Here is a 16043-nt window from a genome sequence, read left to right on the forward strand (position 1 = left end):
TTCGGCTTCCCGGCCCCGTTCCCCGCCCGCCGGGCCTGCGCGGAACCGGCCGCACCGGTGCGGGCCCGACACGCGGTCCACTGTGGACTGACAGCTCCCACCACCCGGGCGGCCGAGCGGACAGGCGTGGCATAACCCTTGCTGCACAAGGGAAGTAGCGCTCAGGACACCGAGGCCCGCTGCTCCCGCGCGCCCACCGCGGCGTAGTGCGCGAGCCCCACGACGCCGAGGACCACGGCCGCCGCGGTCGCGGCCGGCGCGTCGGGCGGCTGCGCGGGCCACGTCAGCACGCGCACCACCAGCGGGCCCCCGGTCACCGGCACGACGGCCGCGACACCGGCCCACACCACGGGCGGCGCCCACGACAGCCGCCTGCCCAGCACCGCCGCGCCCAGCGCGGTGAGCCCGGCCAGGCCCACCGCGGCGCGCAGGACCAGGCCGACGGGCGCGAAGCCCGCCGCGGCGACCGCGGCGGCCACCACCGCGGCGATGGCCAGGACGTGCAGGCCCCGCCGCAGCGGCCAGCGGATCGCCGCCGTGCGCTCCAGCGCCGGGTCCGCTCCCCCGAGCCCCGCGCCCAGGACCGCCGCGCCGAACCCGACGGCGAGCACGGCGAGGACCGGGCCGTTGCGCTCGTGCACCGCCGCCCGCAGCGCCGCGGTCGCCACCACCACCGCCACCAGCGCGCCCGGCACGTGGCGGGAGCGCAGGTACAGCCCCAGCCACCTCACCGCGCACCGCCCGCGGCCGGCAGGGCGCCCGGACCGCCCTCGCAGCCCAGCGCGGCGGTCCGCCACGCGACCACGCTCCGCGCCTGCTCCTCGGCGGGCAGGGCGCGCAGCCGCTCCCACACCAGGCGGCGCTCCCCGATCGCGGCGCCCGACTCCGGCAGCGAGCCCGCCAGCCACGCCCCGACGACGGCCCGCACGTCCCGGTCCCCGTCGTGGCACGGCCGGGTGCCCGCGCCGGCCAGGACGCGGGCCACCAGCTCCGACCCCGTCCCCGACCACGCCCCGCCCGGCTCCAGGTTGTCGCTGTGGAACCAGACCTCGTCCGCGGGCTGGCGGCGGGTGCGCCACCGGTCCAGGTCGCCGGTGATCTCGTGGAACGACGTGGGCGCGTCCGGCAGCGCGCCGAGGACGGCCAGGGCTTCCCGGGCGGGGCCGGTGAGGGCGGGCAGCGCCGCGGCGTGCGCGGCGGCCACGCAGACCCGCGGGCCCCCGTCGGTCGTGCACACCTCGGCGCTCGCGCGGGCGTCGTCCTCGAACCCGGTGGCGGGCGCCGCGGCGAGCAGCGGGAGCGCCAGCGCCAGCCCGGCCGCCACCGGCGCGGCGGCCGGCGCGGCGGAGCGCGCGCGGGCGGCGGCGGCCAGCACGAACCCGCCGGCGGCGAGGGCGGCGAACCACAGCGCCTGGCCCAGGTTCACCGCCCCGGCGACGCGGGCGAACTCCCCCGCGGTCGTGCCGAACGCCGGCGACAGCAGGGCCACCGCGCCGACGGAGCCCTCCTTGGCCAGCTGCACCGGGGTGAGCAGGAGGACGAACCCGACCAGCACCAGCACGGGCGGGGTGTGGACCGAGGGCCGCAGCCGGCCGATGCCCATGCCCAACCAGGCCGCCGCGACCAGGGACAGCGCGCCGACGGCCGTGACCGCCACCCAGTCGAGATGGGCGTAGGACGTCGCGCCCGCCACCCGGACGGCCCCCGCCGCCGACACCGCGGCGTAGGCCGCCACGAGCGCGATCGCCAGCGCGCAGGCCGTCGGCGCGACGCGCTGCCGCACCGGGCGCGGGGTCGTCGCCAGCAGCTCCACCACCCGCGCCCGGTGGTCCCGCCAGGCTTGCCACGCGCCCGCGCCCAGCACCAGCGGCCACAGCACCACCAGCGTGATCCGCTGGAACACCGCGAGGGAGGTCCACTGGGTGTCCCACAGCGAGGTCTGGTCGGTCAGCGCCGGCGCGTAGAGGGCCAGCGCGCCCAGCAGCCCGACCAGCAGGCCGGCGGCGGGCGCGGACGAGCGGCGCAGCTCGACGCCCAGGACCCGGCCGGTCACGCGGTCCGCTCCCGGTGCGCGGCCAGCAGCGCGGAGTACCCGCGCTCCAGGGGGCTGTCGCCGACGTCGCCGGTCCCGCCGCGGGCCGCCACCTCCTCGGGCGTGCCCTCGAAGACCAGCCGGCCCGCGTCGACCAGCACGACCGCGGTGCACGCGGCGGAGACGTCCTCGATCAGGTGGGTGGACACCAGCACGCACGACTCCTCGCCCAGGGCGCGCAGCAGGGTGCGGAACTCCAGCCGCTGCGTGGGGTCCAGCCCGACGGTCGGCTCGTCGAGCAGCAGCAGGTCGGGGTCGTTGACGACCGCCTGCGCGATCCCGGCGCGCCGCAGCATCCCGCCGGAGAGGGTCTTCATCCGGTCGTCCGCGCGCTCGGCCAGCCCGACCCGCTCGACGGCGCGCTGCGCCGCGCCCGGCACGTCGCGCGCGGGCACCTCCTTCAACCAGGCCATGTACTCGACGAACTCCCGCACGGTGAACTTCGGGTAGTAGCCGAACTCCTGCGGCAGGTAGCCCAGCCGGCGGCGGAACGCGCGCAGGTCCGCGCCCCGGCCGATCCGGTGGCCGAGCAGCTCCAGCGCGCCCCGGTCGGGCGCGAGCACCGTCGCCAGCGCGCGGATCAGGGTCGTCTTGCCCGCGCCGTTGGGCCCGAGCAGGCCGTGCACGCCCGTGCCCAGCCGGAGGTCCAGCCCGTCGACGGCGACCCGCCGCCCGGCCCGCACCCGCAGGCCGCTCGCGTCGACGTGCCAGCCGTAGCCGGTCGGTTCGACGTCCACCGCGCTCAACGCGCGCACCATCGCATCTCCTCCGTGCGCTTCTGGTCCAACAGGTCAGTTCCGGCACCGCACCACGAGGTAGGCCGCCGCCCGCAGGCGCACCGCCACGGCCGCCACCGCGGCGGCCAGCCCCCACCAGGGCAGGCCGGCCGGTTCGAGCACCACCGGCGGCGCGGTGCTGCCCCAGCCGGCCAGGAGCACCGCGACGGCCCAGCAGGCGGCCAGGGCGCACGCCGCCCGGCCCACGCCGACGGCCGTGCCCAGGGCGAGCGCGCCGAGGGTGAACGCCAGGCACGGCAGCAGCCACAAGACCGGCGACACGCCGGCGACCAGGCCGGCGACCGCCACCACCGGGATCACCACGGCGAGCACCGCCGCGGTGCGCTGGAGCACCAGGCGCAGCCCCGCCCTCGGCGCGGAGGCGATCAGCTCGTGCATCGGGTCCAGCGGGCGCGCCCACGCCGCCGCGACGCCGAGCAGCGGCGCCACCGGCGCGATCAGCAGCACCGGCGAGGGCAGCGCCACGTGGCCCGACCACGCCGAGACGTCCAGCAGCAGCGCCGCGAGCACCACGAGCACCGTCATCGCCAACCAGGGCCCCATCGCCGGGGACGCCCAGGTGAGCAGCCACCGCGCCACCCGCGACCGGACCGGCGCCCGCGCGGCGCCCGCCCCGGCCGCCGCCGCGGCGCCCTCGCCCGCGTCCACCGCGGCGTCCACCGCGGCCCACACCGCGTCCAGCGCCTCGACCCGCTCCGGCCGGCCCGCCGTGAACGCCGCCGCGAGCCGCTCCCGGCAGTCCGGGCAGGTCTCCAGGTGCGCCTCCAGCGCCCACTCGCGGTCCGGCGCGATGGCCGGCAAGCCCGCGGCGTAGGCGTCGAGCAGCCGCGCGGACGCGCACCCCGACCGGTCGTTCACGACATCGCCTCCCGCATCGCGATCCGCGCCCGGCGGGCCCGCGTCTTCACGGTGCCCTCCGGGATCCCCAGCAGCACGGAGGTCTCCCGCACCGACAGCCCGTCGAGCACCATCGCCCGCAGGACCTCCCGCAGCTCCGGCGCCAGGCTGTCCAGCGCGTCGCCGACCTCGCCGGACAGCGCCCGGGCGAGCGCGGCCTCCTCCGCCGCGGGCTCGACCCGCTCGGCCGCCGCCGCGGCGGGCAGCCGCGCCGCCCGCCCCTCGCGGCGGAACGCGTCGACCAGCCGCCGCGCCGCGATGGTCCACAGCCAGCCCAGCGAACTGCCCCGGGCCGCGGTGCCGGCGAACGAGCCGGCCGCCTGCCACACCGACAAGTAGGTCTCCTGGAGCACGTCGGTGACCAGGTGGTCGTCGGCGCAGCGGCGGCGCAGCCGCGCCGCCAGCCACGGCGAGGTCCGGCGGTAGAACTCGTGGAACGCCGAGCGGTCGCCGCGCGCGATCGCGCGCAGCAGCTGCTCCTCGTCGGCGGTCCGCCGGGCCATCGGTTCGCCCCTCACACCCGGTCTGTCGTCCGCGGGCGCCACCGAGGTTCTCCGACGGGTGTGAAGCGCGCCACCCGGCCGGCGATGTCACCGGGACGAGTGGCTTGGTTCACACCCCCCGGTGGGAAACCCCGCACGGTGGAACTCCTCGGAGCCGGTCCCGCGCTGCGCCGGCGATCCTGCTGGGCGGCAACCTCGGCGAGATCGCGTTCAGCGTGCCCGGCTCGGCGCTCACCGGGCGGTCTCCGCCGACCGCCCGGCAGCTGCTCCTGGTCAACCTGCCGACCGACCTGGGGCATCGCGCCGGCCGCCGCCGGCGCGAACCTGCTCGGCCCGGTCCTGGGCCCGCTGCTCGAACCGCGCGCCGACCCCGAGCCGACCGACGGGGCCGGCTGACGGGGCCGACCGTCGAGACCGACCGGTCCGGGGTCCGGCGCCGGGCGGTCGAGAACCGCCGCGCCGGCGCGGTCACCGTTCCACGTGCTGGGTGACGGCGCCGCGCACGAAGTGCCGCTGCGCCACCAGGAACAGCAGCACCACCGGCGCGGTGGCGATCGCGCTCGCCGCCAGCACCAGCTCCCACTGCTCCTCGCCGCCCTTGCCGAACCGGTCGAGCACCGCCTGCAACCCGCGCGGCAGGGTGTAGAGGTCCGGCTCCCGCAGGTAGATCAGCGGTTTGATCAGGTCCGTCCAGGCCGCCTTCAGCTCGAACACGAACACCACGACCAGCCCCGGGCGCGCCAGCGGCAGCGCCATGCCGGTGAACAGCCGCCACGCGTTCGCGCCGTCCACCTTGGCCGCGTCGAACACCTCCCGCGGCAGGGCCAGGAAGAACTGCCGCAGCAGGAAGACGTAGAACGCCGAGCCGAACAGGTTCTGCGCCCACAGCGGGATCTGCGTGGTGGCCAGCCCCAGCGCGTGCCACTCCAGGTACACCGGCACCATGGTGACCGCGCCGGGCAGCATCATCGTGGCCAGCACCAGCCCGAACAGCAGGTTGCGACCGGGGAAGCGGAACAGCGCGAACCCGAACGCCACCAGCGCGCTCGCCAGCGTCGCCGCCACGGCGGCGGCCACCCCGACGGCGACGCTGTTGCCGATCCAGGTCAGCAGCGGCACCGCCCGCCAGACCTCCGCGTAGTTGCCCGGCGAGAACGGGTCCGGCAGCAGCGCGTTGTCGAACACGTGCGCCCGGTCCTTGAGCGACGCGCTCACCAGCCACCAGAACGGGTAGCCGAACGCCACCGTGACGACCAGCAGCCCCAGCCACGTCGCGATCCGCTTCACGACCGCTCGCCCTCGTAGTGCACGTAACGGCGGGACAGCCGCACCTGCACCGCCGTGATGGCCGCGATCACCACGAACAGGCCCCACGCCAACGCCGACGCGTACCCCATCCGCAACGAGTCGAACGCCTCGCGGAAGAGGTGGATCACGTAGAACAGCGCCGCGTCGCCCTCGCTGGACTGCGACGCGCGGGCGCCGAAGAACATCGAGTACGCCTCGGTGAACACCTGCAGCGACGCGATCGTGTTCACCACCACCGTGAAGTACACGGTGCCGCTGATGCCGGGCAGCGTCACGTGCCAGAACTGCCGCCACGGGCTCGCGCCGTCCAGCTGCGCCGCCTCGTACCGCTCGGCCGGCACGCGGGTGAGCGCCGCCAGGTACAGCACGGCGGTGCTGCCCACGGTCCACAGGCTCATCAGCACCAGGCCCGGTTTGACCCACGCCGGGTCGGTCGTCCAGTTCGGCCCGGTGAAGCCGAACCAGCCGAGGAAGGCGTTGATCGCGCCGTTCTGCCCGTTGAGCAGCAGCAGGAACATCGCGGCCAGCGCCACCGGCGGCGTCATCACCGGCAGGTACAGCACCGTGCGGAAGAAGCCCGCCGCCCGCCCGGCCCGGCGCAGCAGGCCCGCCAGCGCCAGCGCCAGCGCGACCTGGGCGGGCACGTGCAGGGCCGTGTAGAACAGCGTGTTCCCCATCGCCGTCGCGACGCGCTCGTCGACCAGGGCCTCGCGGTAGTTGTCCAGGCCGATGAACTCCGGCGGCTTGAGCATGTCGTAGCGGGTCAACGACAACCACAGGCTGAACAGCATCGGGCCCGCCGTGAACGCCAGGAACCCGACCACCCACGGCAGCAGGAACAGCAGCCCCGCCCGGGACTCGCGCCGGCCCACCGTCGCCACGGCGCTACCTCCCGCCCACGCGCCGCAGCGCCCGCTCGGCTTCCCGCTGGGCCTGCGCCATGGCCTCGGCGGGGTCCTGCCGCCCGGTCAACACCCGGTTCACCCCGCCCTCCCAGGCGCGCACCAGCTCGCTCGCCGCCGGGCTGGGCGCCACCGCGAAAGCCTTGTCCTGCAACGCCAGCACCTGCGGCACCCCGCGTTCGAGGATGCGGTTGCCGCCGGGGTCGAACACCTCGCGGAAGATCCGCTCGTCGGCCGCCCGGTTGGCGGTGAACGTGCCGCCGTAGGGCTTCCCGGCCCGCGCCAGCGCGTCCCGGCGGGCGGTCGCGGCGGCGACCCAGGTGTCCTCCGCGGTCATCTTCACCAGGAAGCGGCAGGCCAGTCCGGGGTGCCGGGCCCCCTTCGGGATCGCCCACGCCTGCCCGCCCGCCTCGGTCAGCGGCACGCCCCGCCGGTCGGTGAACGGGGCGATGGTCACGTCGGCGTCCGGCGAGTTCGCCGCCAGGGTGTTGAGGTACCAGGACTCCATCGGCATCGCGGCCAGCTGCCCGGTCACGTAGGCGTTGTCCGCGCCGAACTGGTCGAAGGTGTCCCGCAGCGCCTTGAACGACGCCCAGCCGCCCTGCCGCCGCACCAGGTCGGTCGCGTAGCGGACCGCCTCCACCACGCGCGGGTCGTCCAGCCGCGCGCCCAGGCCGTCCTCGCCCACCAGGTCCGCGCCGTTCGCCTTGGCCCACGTGGGCAGGAACTCGGGCACCTTGGGGTCGAACCCGATGCGCCGGGGGCGGCCGTCCTCCAGCCGCGCCAACCGGTCGGTCAGCTCCACCAGCGCCGGCCAGTCCGCCGTGGACAGCGCGGCCGGGTCGAGGCCGGCGGCGCGCACCACCGGGTTGTTGACGATCAGCAGCCGGACGCTGGCGAAGTCGGGCAGCCCGTGCACCTCGTCGCGGTAGGTCACCTCGCGCAGCGCCGCCTCCCGGAACCGGCCCAGGTCCACGCCGTGCTCCCGGACGCAGTCCGCCAGGCCCAGCACCGCTCCCCTGGCCGCGTAGCTGCCGAGCTTGCGCCGCTCCGCGTAGACGACGTCGGGCGGGTCGCCCGCCGCGACCGCGGACAGGAACTGCTGCTCGTCGAACGCGCCCTCGTTGATCCGCAGGTCCACCCGCGGGTTGGCGGCGCGGAAGGCGGCCACCCGCGCGGTCGCGTGCTCGTCGGGCAGGCCGAACCCCATGGTCACCAGCGTGTCGGGCCCGTCGGCCCCGTCGGACCCGAGCCCGCCGCAGCCGCTGAGCACCAGCAGGGGCAGCACCGCCGCGACCAGCAATCCCCGCACGACCGCCTCCCCCGCGTCGAGCACCAACGGTGCTGTTCCCGCCCGGCGCGCCGGCTACACCCGGCTCACCCGGACGGCGCAGCGGGCGCGGTGCGACGTAGGGTGGCGGTCGCCGCCGCCCCCGCACCCGAGGAACACCGAAACCATGCGCGTCGACATCTGGAGCGACCTGGTCTGCCCGTGGTGCTACATCGGCACCACCCGCTTCCACCGGGCGCTGGAGGACTTCGAGCACCGCGACCGCGTGGAGGTCGTCTACCGGTCGTTCGAGCTGGACCCGACGCGCGAGCCCGGCCGGACCGAGCCGGTGACCAGGATGCTCACCGACAGGTACGGCCCGCAGGGCGCGGGCATGGACGACCAGGTCGCCGAGCTGGCCCGCGCCGACGGCCTCGGGTACCGCACCGACCGCGAGGTCGGCAGCACGCTGGACGCCCACCGCCTGCTGCACCTGGCGGCCCGGCACGGGCTCCAGCGCCGCCTGCTGGCGGCGCTGTTCGAGGGGCACTTCGCCGAGGGCGCGTCGCTGTTCACCCCGGAGGCGCTGGTCGGGTTCGCCGAGCGGGTCGGGCTGGACCCCGACGAGGCGCGCCGCGTGCTGCACGACCCGGACGCCTACCTGGAACCGGTCCGCGCCGACGAGCAGGAGGCCGCGCGGCTGGGCGCCGGCGGGGTGCCGTTCTTCGTCGTCGACGGCCGCTACGGCGTCTCGGGCGCGCAGCCGGTCGAGACCTTCGCCCGCGCGCTGCGCGCGGCGTGGGACGAGCGCGAGCGGGGCTGAGCCCGGCCGGGTGTTGATGTCAAAAGCCCGACCGGCGCGGCCCCGGGTGGGCGTGACCAGCCGGGGTGGGCCGGTGACCACCGGTGACGGCGTCGCGGAGAACCTGCCGACGACAGCCCGGCGTGCTTAGGTAGGTCTGTGACAGCGCAGGAAAAGGGCCCGTGGACACGGGTCGAGACCGCGGCCGAGGGCCAGGCGGTGCTGGTGAAGGTCGGCGGTGACATCGACCAGGGCACGATCGCCACCTTGGACGAAGGCTTGGACGAGGGCCTGGCGCGGGCCAAGGACGGCGCCGCCGCGCTGCTGGCCGTCGACCTGCACGAGGTCGGGATGCTGGCCTCGGTCGGCCTGTCCTCCCTGATCAGGGCGCACAACCAGGCCCGGGAGGACGGTGTGGAGCTGGTCGTCGTGGTCGACTCCGACCACCAGCTGACGCGGCTGCTGTGGACCACCGCGCTGACCCGCATCCTGACCGTGGCCACCTCGGTCGGGGAAGCCCTCACCCGCGTGCCGCGCAACCCGGCCTGACGAGGCGGGATATCGGGCGCGGCGGCGAGGCGGTCGCGGTCACAATCAGGGCGTGACGGAGCAGAAGGAACTGCCGCCCTGGCCCACCACGCCCCCGGCGCACGGCCCGGTCGTGCTGCGCGAGTTCGCCGCCGAGGACGTGCGCCTGGCGCTGGAACTGGGCGACGACCCCTACATCCCGCTGATCGGCAGCCTGCCCGCGTCCCCCACCGAGCAGCAGGCGCTGGAGTGGATCGAGCGCAACCGCGGCCGGCACGCGGAGGGCTTCGGGATGTCGTTCGCCATTGCCGACGCCGCGACCGGCCGCGCCCTGGGCACCATCGGGCTGTGGCTGGGCGAGCTGCCGACGGGTCGCGCCACGGCCGGGTACTCGGTGTCGCCGGCGCACCGGGGGCGGGGCGTGGGCAGCAACGCGCTGCGGGCGCTGACCGCATTCGCCTGGACGATCCCCGAGCTGCACCGGGTGCAGCTGCACATCGAGCCGTGGAACGACGGGTCGGTCCGCGTGGCGGAGGCGGCCGGGTACCGGCGGGAGGGCCTGCTGCGCAGCCACCAGGAGATCGGCGGCGTCCGGCGGGACATGCTGCTCTACGCCGCGATCCGCCCCTGACCGCCGCGGAGCCCCGCCCCTGACCGCCGCGGGGCCGCTCCGACCGGGCGGCGCGCCCCGCGGCGCTCGCGGGGCGCGCCGCGGAGCCAGGTCAGGCGGAGCCAGATCAGGCGGGGTCGGATCAGGCGGGGTCGGGTCGGGCGGGGTCGGGTCGGGCGGGGTCAGGTCGGCTCGGCGCCCGGCGTCCCCGACCAGGGCGGCACCTCTTCGGCCAGTTCGCGGTACCGGTCGACCTCCTGCGGTGTGGGGTCGACGCCCACGTCCTCGGCGAACTCTTCCGGGTCCTGCTCGGCGCCCGTCTCCGCGCCCGTCGGGTCGGTCATGGTCCGCCTCCTCCTCCGATCGCCCCAGGGGTGGGTGCCCGCGGCCGGCCGGCGCAAACCCCGCCGCGGGCCGGTCGGCGCCGCGCCCACCTGGTCCCCGGGTCGCCGTCGCGGCAGGTAGGGTCCCGGTCCGGGAACCGCGGAACGGGCGTCGGGGATCGGGCGCGTCGAGGAAGTTGAGGTCCATGAACGCACGCAGCCAGGATCCCGACCACGGCCCCGGCGCGCCGCGGGACGTGCTCGACGAGCTGCCGGCGGTCGTCTACGAGGCCGACGCCCGCACCGGCGAGGTGCTGTCGGTCAACCGGTGCGCGGAGCGGCTGTTCGGCCGCCCGGTCGCCTGGTGGCGGGGCAACCGGGCCGCGTGGGACTCCGTCGTGCACCCCGACGACCGCGCCGACACCGCCCGGGACCGGGCCGCGGGCGTCGCCGGGGGCGAGGAGTTCGCGCTGGGCTACCGCGCCGTCGCCGCCGACGGCCGCGTGCTGTGGGTCGACGAGCGGGTCCGGGTCGCCCGCGACGCCCGCGGCGAGGCCCACCGGCTGCGCGGGGTGCTGCTGGACGCGACCGAGGAGCGGGCGGCCCGCGAGCGGGAGCGCTTCTTCGCCCGGCTGGACGGCGAGCTCCAGCGTCTGGACGACGCCGAGGAGATCATGTCCGCCGCCACGCGGCTGCTCGGCGAGCACCTGGCGGTGGACCGGTGCGCCTACGCCCAGACCGAGGCCGACGAGAACCACTTCCTGATGAGCGGCGACCACGCCACCGGGCTGCCGCCGCTGCCGGGCCGGTTCGCCATGCGCGAGTTCGGCGAGGGCGCGCTGCTGGCCATGCGCGCCGGGCGGCCCTGGGTCGTCGTGGACAGCGAGGACGACCCGCGCCTGGCCGAGGAGGACCTGGCCGCCTACCGGCTCACCGGCATCCGGGCGGTGATCTGCCTGCCACTGCTGCGCGGCGACCGGTTCGTCGCCGCGATGGCCGTGCACCAGGCCGTCCCCCGGCGGTGGACCGACGCCGAGGTGGACCTGGTGTCGGTGGCCGTCAACCGGTGCTGGGAGTCGCTGCAGCGGGTGCACGCCGACCGCGCCCTGCGCGAGAGCGAGCAGGTGCACCGCCAGCTGGTCGAGCAGGCCACCGACGCCATCTGGACGCTGGACCGGGACCTGCGCTTCACCGAGGCGAACCCGGCCGCGTGCGCGTTCCTCGGCTACCCGCGGGAGGACCTGGTCGGCGTCGACTTCGCGGGCCTGGCCGAGCCGCGGGACGTGGCGCGGCTGCGCGAGCTGGTCGCCGACGTCACCCGGCCGGGGTCGGTCATCGACGTGTGGAACCTGCGCCGGGCCGACGGCTCGGTCGTCGCCGTGGAGCTGAGCGCGCAGACCACCCGCAACGGCGTGCAGGCCATCGGCCGGGACGTCACCGAGCGGCTGCGCGCCGAAGCGGAGCGGGAGCTGCTGCTCCAGCGCGAGCACGAGATCGCCGAGACGCTCCAGCGCAGCCTGCTGCCCCGCGAGCTGCCCGCGCTGGACCGGCTGGCGGTCTCCGCCCGGTACCTGCCCGCGTCCGCGCACGGCCAGGTCGGCGGCGACTGGTACGAGGTGCTGGCCCTGGGCGGCACCTCGGTCGCGCTGTCGGTCGGCGACGTCGTGGGCAAGGGCCCGACCGCCGCGGCCGTGATGGGCCAGCTGCGCAGCGCCCTGGCCGGCTACCTGCTCGACGGGCACTCCCCCGCCGCCGCGCTGGAGCGCCTGGACGCGTTCGCCGCGCGGGTCGACGGCGCGGTGGGCAGCACCTGCGCCTGCCTCACCTTCGACTGGTCCACCGGCGACCTGCGCTGGGCGGTGGCGGGCCACCCGCCGCCGGTCGTCGTCGACCGGGACGGCACCCGGCTGCTGCCCGGCGACGGCGCCGTGCTCGGCGCGCCGGGGCGCGCGCCGTACCGGGACCGGCGGGCGGCGCTCGCGCCCGGCACCTCGATCCTGCTCTACACCGACGGCCTGGTGGAGCGGCCCGGCCACCACCTCGACCGCGGCCTCGACGCGCTGCTGGCCGTCACCGGGCAGGCCCACGAGCAGGCGCCGGACGCCCTCGCCGACGCCGTGGTGGACGCGCTGCTGGCCGACGGGCAGGACGACGACGTGGCCCTGGTCGTGGCCCGCTGCCTGCCCGCGCCGCTGCGCCGCCGGGCGCCCGCCCGGCCGGCCGAGCTGGCCGTCCTGCGCAGGTGCGCCGGCGACTGGTCCCGGCTCGCCGGCCTGTCCGCCGACCAGGCTTACGACCTGCAGCTGGCCCTCGGCGAGGCCGCCGCCAACGCGGTCGACCACGCCTACGCCGGCGACCCGGGCGATTTCGACTACCTGGTCCGGCACACCGCGACCGGCATCCGGGTCACCGTCCGCGACCACGGCCGGTGGCGACCGCCGACGACCGGCCCGACCACGCGCGGCCGGGGCCTGAAGATCATCCAGGCGCTGGCCGAGGACGTGGTCCTGCGGCACGACGACGGCACCACGATCACGTTCGTGCTGCCCTCCCGACCGGTGGACGGCCCGGCGGACGGACCGGCGCCGCCGCCCCCGCCGGCCTCGGAGCAGGGCGCGGTCACCCTGCGCGACGACGAGTCCGACGACGCCGTGCAGCACCTGCGGCTGACCGGCGACCTCGACACGCACACGGCGGCCGGCCTGCGCGGGCCGCTGCTGGCCCGGATCGGCGGACCGGACCGGCGGCCGGTCCTGGTCGACCTGACCGACCTGGGCTACCTCAGCAGCTCCGGCGTCGCCCTGCTGCTGGAGGCCAGGGCCGCGGCCGCCGCCCACGACCGCCCGCTCACCATCGCGACCGCCCCCGCGAGCCCCCCGGCCCGCATCCTGGCCCTGTCGGGGCTGGCGGAATCGGCCACCGCGGGGCCGCGGGGCGCCGCGCCGGGCGGAGCGGGCGGATCCACAGGTCTCCCGCCGGCGGGAATGGGTACACCGGGGCCATGACCGAAACCGAGAAGCCACCGCTCAACCCGGACCCGCCGCACTCCCCCGGCACCCCGGAACCGCCCGACCTGGACGTGGACGCCGAGCAGTTCCTGAGCGAGGAGGAGCGGGCGGACCGGCGGCGCGGGGCCGACGGGCCGCCCGAGCCGCCCTCCTGAGGGGTCGGGGCCGCGGATCCCCCGGCGAGCCGGCGAGACCGGTCCGCCGGAGGGCTGCGGTCCCGATGACCGCCCGGTCCTCCCGCGGGGTTTCAGCGGGGGCAGTCCCGGGCGGTCGTCGCGCCCACCGGGCCTGTCACCGCGCGCAGGGCCGCCTCCGGCGTGGCGTGCAGGTCCACGGCCCGCGCCACGTCGGTGATCTCCAGGGGCCTGAGCACGCAACGGCTGTCGGCGACCACCGCGAACCGGGTGCCGCCCCTGACAGCCGCCCGCAGGGCGTCGACCACCAGGGCCACGCCCTGGGAACCGAAGAACGTCACCCGGCGGAGGTCGAGCACCAGGGCGCGCGGTTGCCGCGCCAGCAGGGCGAGGACCCGGTCCCGGGGATCGCGCTCGGGGGCGGCGTCGATCTCGCCGGCCAGCCGCACGACGACCGCGCCGTCCCGCTCGGCCTGCTCGACCGCGACGGGGGTCGGGTCGGATGCGGTGTCGTTCACCAGAGCAGCCTCCTGGTGTCGCTTGAACCACGCACGCAGGCTGGCTGCTCAACCCGCGACCGTGTCACCTGCACGGTGGCGGTCGATCGCACTCTTCGGGAGCCGACTCTACTGACCGCGCCCTCCCGGCACAAACAGCGCCTCGACCCGGCGTGGCGGCGCCGCGCGGGGCGGTCCGCGACCGGCGGCCGGCTCAGCGGCGGCGACCGCCCGCGACCCGCAGGCACGCCCCGGACATGACGGTGAGCACGCCCGCGAAGATGAGCGGAAACACGACGGTGACCGCGCCCAGGGCGATGAGGAACGCCCCGACGACGGCCACCGCGAGCGGGCTCGCCCACCGGCGGCCGGGCGGGCGGGGGCCGTCGCCGAGCAGGCGGGCCAGGGCGGGGTCGGATTCGGCGAACCGCCGCTCGATGTCGGCGAGCTCGCGCCGTTCGTGGGGTCCGAGCATCGGGTGCTCCAAACCGGTCGTCGTCGCGCGCGGCGAGTACCCGGCGCGGTGACCGGCAAACTGCGGCCGGACCGGTCCCACCCGAACGGGGAGCCGGTTCAGCGGTCGCCGCCCTCGCGGACGAGCAGGTCGTTGTCCCGCACGTCGGCCAGGGCCAGGGTCTTGTAGCCCACCTCGTCGAACAGGACGGTCACCCGGTCCTGCTCGACGGACATCACCGCGCCGGCGCCCCACTCCGGGTGGCGGACGGTGCTGTCCACCGGGAACCCGCCGTCGTCGGCCGGGCGGCGCGTGGCGGTCCCGGCCTCGCAGGTGTCGCAGTTGCCGCACGGGTCGAGCAGCCGCTCGCCGAAGTAGCCCAGCAGGTGCTGCCGGCGGCAGCCGGTCGTCTCGGCGTAGGCGCGCACCATCCGGATGCGCGAGCGGATCAGCCGCTGGTGGGCCTCGGCGGCGGCCACGGCCTGCGCGACCGCCTCGTCCGGGTCGACGCCGGGCGCGGCGGCCAGCCTGCCCCCGGTCGCGGTGACGGCCCCGACCTGCTCCAGCAGGTTGACGGCCCTGGTGCGGCGGGCGGGCGAGGCGTCGACCTCGGCGGCGAGCCGGCCCGGCCGGACCGGCTCGCCGAGCCGGCGCAGGGCCCGCGCGACCTCGGCGAGGGTGTCCTCGGGCGCCCTGCTCGCGGTGAGGAACTTCTGCAGGCTCAGGTCCTCCGGGCGGTAGCACAGGACGATCGAGGCCGGCTCGCCGTCGCGGCCGGCGCGCCCGATCTGCTGGTAGTAGGAGTCCAGGGAGTCCGGGACCGAGGCGTGCACGACGAACCGCACGTCGGGCTTGTCGATGCCCATGCCGAACGCCGAGGTGGCCACCACGACGTCGACCTCGTCGGCGAGGAAGGCCCGGTGCACCTCCTCCCGGTCGGCCGCCTTCATCCCGGCGTGGTAGGCGGCCACGCGCACCCCGGCGGCGGCCAGCGCGTCCGCGTACTGCCCGGTGTCCTTGCGGCTGGCCGCGTAGACCAGCCCGCGGCGGGTCGCGGGGTCGGCGGTCAGCGCGCGGACCCGCTCGACGACGGCCGCGCGCTTCCCCGCGTCCTCGGTGAACCGCTCGACCGCCAGGTGCAGGTTGGGCCGGTCGAACCCGGCGACCACCTCGCGGTGGTCGCGCAGGCCCAGCCGCGCGGCGATGTCGCGGCGCACCGGCGGCGCGGCGGTGGCCGTGAGCGCGACGACCCGCGGGTGGCCGAGCCGGTCGACCACGTGGCCCAGCCGCAGGTAGTCCGGCCGGAAGTCGTGGCCCCAGGACGAGACGCAGTGCGCCTCGTCCACGACGAACAGCGACACGTCGAGCCCGGCCAGCGCGTCGACCAGCTCGTCCTTGGCCAGCTGCTCGGGCGAGAGGAACACGTACTCGGCGGAGCCCCGGCGCAGGGCGTCCCAGGCGTCCCGGCGCTCGGCGCCGCGCTGCGCGGAGTTCAGCGCGACGGCCTCCGGCGCCCGGCTGTCGTCCAGGCCCTCCATCTGGTCGTTCTGCAGCGCGATCAGCGGCGAGACGACCACCGTCGGGCCGTCCAGCAGCAGCGCGGGCACCTGGTAGATCGCGGACTTGCCCGCGCCGGTGGGCAGCACCACCAGCACGTCGTGCCCGGCCATCACCTGCTCCATCGCCGCCGCCTGCTCGTCGCGCAACCGCGACCAGCCGAACTTCTCGGCAGCCAGCCGCCGCAACCGGTCGCCGTGCCCGGGGGGATTCGTCACCGCGGGGGCATACCACCACCCGGCCGCCGGAAACGCCGGGCGCCGGATCGGGTCGCGTTCGCGGCCTCGATCACACTTCGCTTTCGACCAGGCCGCGCCCCGCGCGGCGCTTTTCAGCGTGGCGGCGCTGTTCAGCACGGCGG

The 16043-nt window shown here is 76.7% G+C and carries 17 protein-coding genes; 5 read left to right on the forward strand and 12 right to left on the reverse strand.

Annotated features, from left to right (window positions below; genetic code table 11):
* Positions 1 to 161: 161 nt before the first annotated feature.
* The 8 genes from JOE68_RS05625 to JOE68_RS05660 all read right to left on the reverse strand — a co-directional run bounded on the left by JOE68_RS05625 (position 162) and on the right by JOE68_RS05660 (position 7811).
* Entirely contained in the window at positions 162 to 731 is a 570-nt protein-coding gene (locus tag JOE68_RS05625) for a hypothetical protein (RefSeq protein ID WP_204841275.1), read from the reverse strand.
* Positions 728 to 2053: a hypothetical protein gene (locus JOE68_RS05630; RefSeq protein ID WP_204841276.1), complete on the reverse strand. Its 1326-nt coding sequence runs from the start codon at positions 2051 to 2053 to the stop codon at positions 728 to 730. The genes JOE68_RS05625 and JOE68_RS05630 overlap by 4 nt, the downstream gene beginning before the upstream one ends.
* The gene (locus JOE68_RS05635) at positions 2050 to 2847 is read right to left on the reverse strand and encodes an ABC transporter ATP-binding protein (protein ID WP_204845943.1); all 798 of its coding nucleotides are present in this window, start codon (positions 2845 to 2847) and stop codon (positions 2050 to 2052) included. The genes JOE68_RS05630 and JOE68_RS05635 overlap by 4 nt, the downstream gene beginning before the upstream one ends.
* Positions 2848 to 2883: 36 nt before the next feature.
* Positions 2884 to 3747: a zf-HC2 domain-containing protein gene (locus JOE68_RS05640; protein WP_204841277.1), complete on the reverse strand. Its 864-nt coding sequence runs from the start codon at positions 3745 to 3747 to the stop codon at positions 2884 to 2886.
* Positions 3744 to 4289 carry an RNA polymerase sigma factor gene (locus tag JOE68_RS05645; RefSeq protein WP_204841278.1) on the reverse strand — a complete coding sequence of 182 codons (546 nt, stop codon included), beginning with the start codon at positions 4287 to 4289 and terminating at the stop codon, positions 3744 to 3746. The genes JOE68_RS05640 and JOE68_RS05645 overlap by 4 nt, the downstream gene beginning before the upstream one ends.
* A gap of 468 nt (positions 4290 to 4757) precedes the next feature.
* Positions 4758 to 5576, reverse strand: a complete 819-nt coding sequence (locus JOE68_RS05650; protein ID WP_204841279.1) for a carbohydrate ABC transporter permease — start codon at positions 5574 to 5576, stop codon at positions 4758 to 4760.
* Entirely contained in the window at positions 5573 to 6478 is a 906-nt protein-coding gene (locus JOE68_RS05655; protein ID WP_204841280.1) for a carbohydrate ABC transporter permease, read from the reverse strand. The genes JOE68_RS05650 and JOE68_RS05655 overlap by 4 nt, the downstream gene beginning before the upstream one ends.
* Positions 6479 to 6482: 4 nt before the next feature.
* Positions 6483 to 7811 carry an extracellular solute-binding protein gene (locus JOE68_RS05660; protein ID WP_307819545.1) on the reverse strand — a complete coding sequence of 443 codons (1329 nt, stop codon included), beginning with the start codon at positions 7809 to 7811 and terminating at the stop codon, positions 6483 to 6485.
* A gap of 145 nt (positions 7812 to 7956) precedes the next feature.
* On the opposite strand from JOE68_RS05660, the gene JOE68_RS05665 reads away from it, so the two are divergent.
* From JOE68_RS05665 to JOE68_RS05675, 3 genes are all read left to right on the forward strand, one after another.
* Entirely contained in the window at positions 7957 to 8592 is a 636-nt protein-coding gene (locus tag JOE68_RS05665) for a DsbA family oxidoreductase (protein ID WP_204841281.1), read from the forward strand.
* A gap of 138 nt (positions 8593 to 8730) precedes the next feature.
* Complete coding sequence (locus tag JOE68_RS05670) at positions 8731 to 9120, forward strand: STAS domain-containing protein (protein ID WP_204841282.1); 390 nt, start codon at positions 8731 to 8733, stop codon at positions 9118 to 9120.
* A gap of 52 nt (positions 9121 to 9172) precedes the next feature.
* Positions 9173 to 9730, forward strand: coding sequence for a GNAT family N-acetyltransferase (locus JOE68_RS05675; protein ID WP_204841283.1), 558 nt, complete (start codon positions 9173 to 9175; stop codon positions 9728 to 9730).
* Positions 9731 to 9891: 161 nt separating this feature from the next.
* Here JOE68_RS05675 and JOE68_RS05680 read toward each other — a convergent pair whose 3' ends face one another.
* On the reverse strand, positions 9892 to 10053 hold the full coding sequence (locus JOE68_RS05680; protein WP_204841284.1) for a hypothetical protein: 162 nt from the start codon (positions 10051 to 10053) through the stop codon (positions 9892 to 9894).
* A 185-nt stretch (positions 10054 to 10238) separates the two neighbouring features.
* Between JOE68_RS05680 and JOE68_RS05685 the strand changes: the two genes are divergently transcribed.
* Positions 10239 to 13037, forward strand: a complete 2799-nt coding sequence (locus JOE68_RS05685) for a SpoIIE family protein phosphatase (RefSeq protein ID WP_204841285.1) — start codon at positions 10239 to 10241, stop codon at positions 13035 to 13037.
* Entirely contained in the window at positions 13034 to 13195 is a 162-nt protein-coding gene (locus JOE68_RS05690; protein WP_204841286.1) for a hypothetical protein, read from the forward strand. Before JOE68_RS05685 ends, JOE68_RS05690 begins: the two co-directional genes overlap by 4 nt.
* Positions 13196 to 13287: 92 nt before the next feature.
* Here JOE68_RS05690 and JOE68_RS05695 read toward each other — a convergent pair whose 3' ends face one another.
* From JOE68_RS05695 to JOE68_RS05705, 3 genes are all read right to left on the reverse strand, one after another.
* On the reverse strand, positions 13288 to 13692 hold the full coding sequence (locus JOE68_RS05695; RefSeq protein WP_204841287.1) for an STAS domain-containing protein: 405 nt from the start codon (positions 13690 to 13692) through the stop codon (positions 13288 to 13290).
* A gap of 193 nt (positions 13693 to 13885) precedes the next feature.
* Complete coding sequence (locus tag JOE68_RS05700; protein WP_204841288.1) at positions 13886 to 14146, reverse strand: DUF3040 domain-containing protein; 261 nt, start codon at positions 14144 to 14146, stop codon at positions 13886 to 13888.
* A gap of 98 nt (positions 14147 to 14244) precedes the next feature.
* The gene (locus JOE68_RS05705; RefSeq protein ID WP_307819546.1) at positions 14245 to 15900 is read right to left on the reverse strand and encodes a RecQ family ATP-dependent DNA helicase; all 1656 of its coding nucleotides are present in this window, start codon (positions 15898 to 15900) and stop codon (positions 14245 to 14247) included.
* Between the last annotated feature and the right edge of the window lie 143 nt (positions 15901 to 16043).

The sequence above is a fragment of the Saccharothrix algeriensis genome (assembly GCF_016907655.1).
GTDB lineage: Bacteria > Actinomycetota > Actinomycetes > Mycobacteriales > Pseudonocardiaceae > Actinosynnema > Actinosynnema algeriense.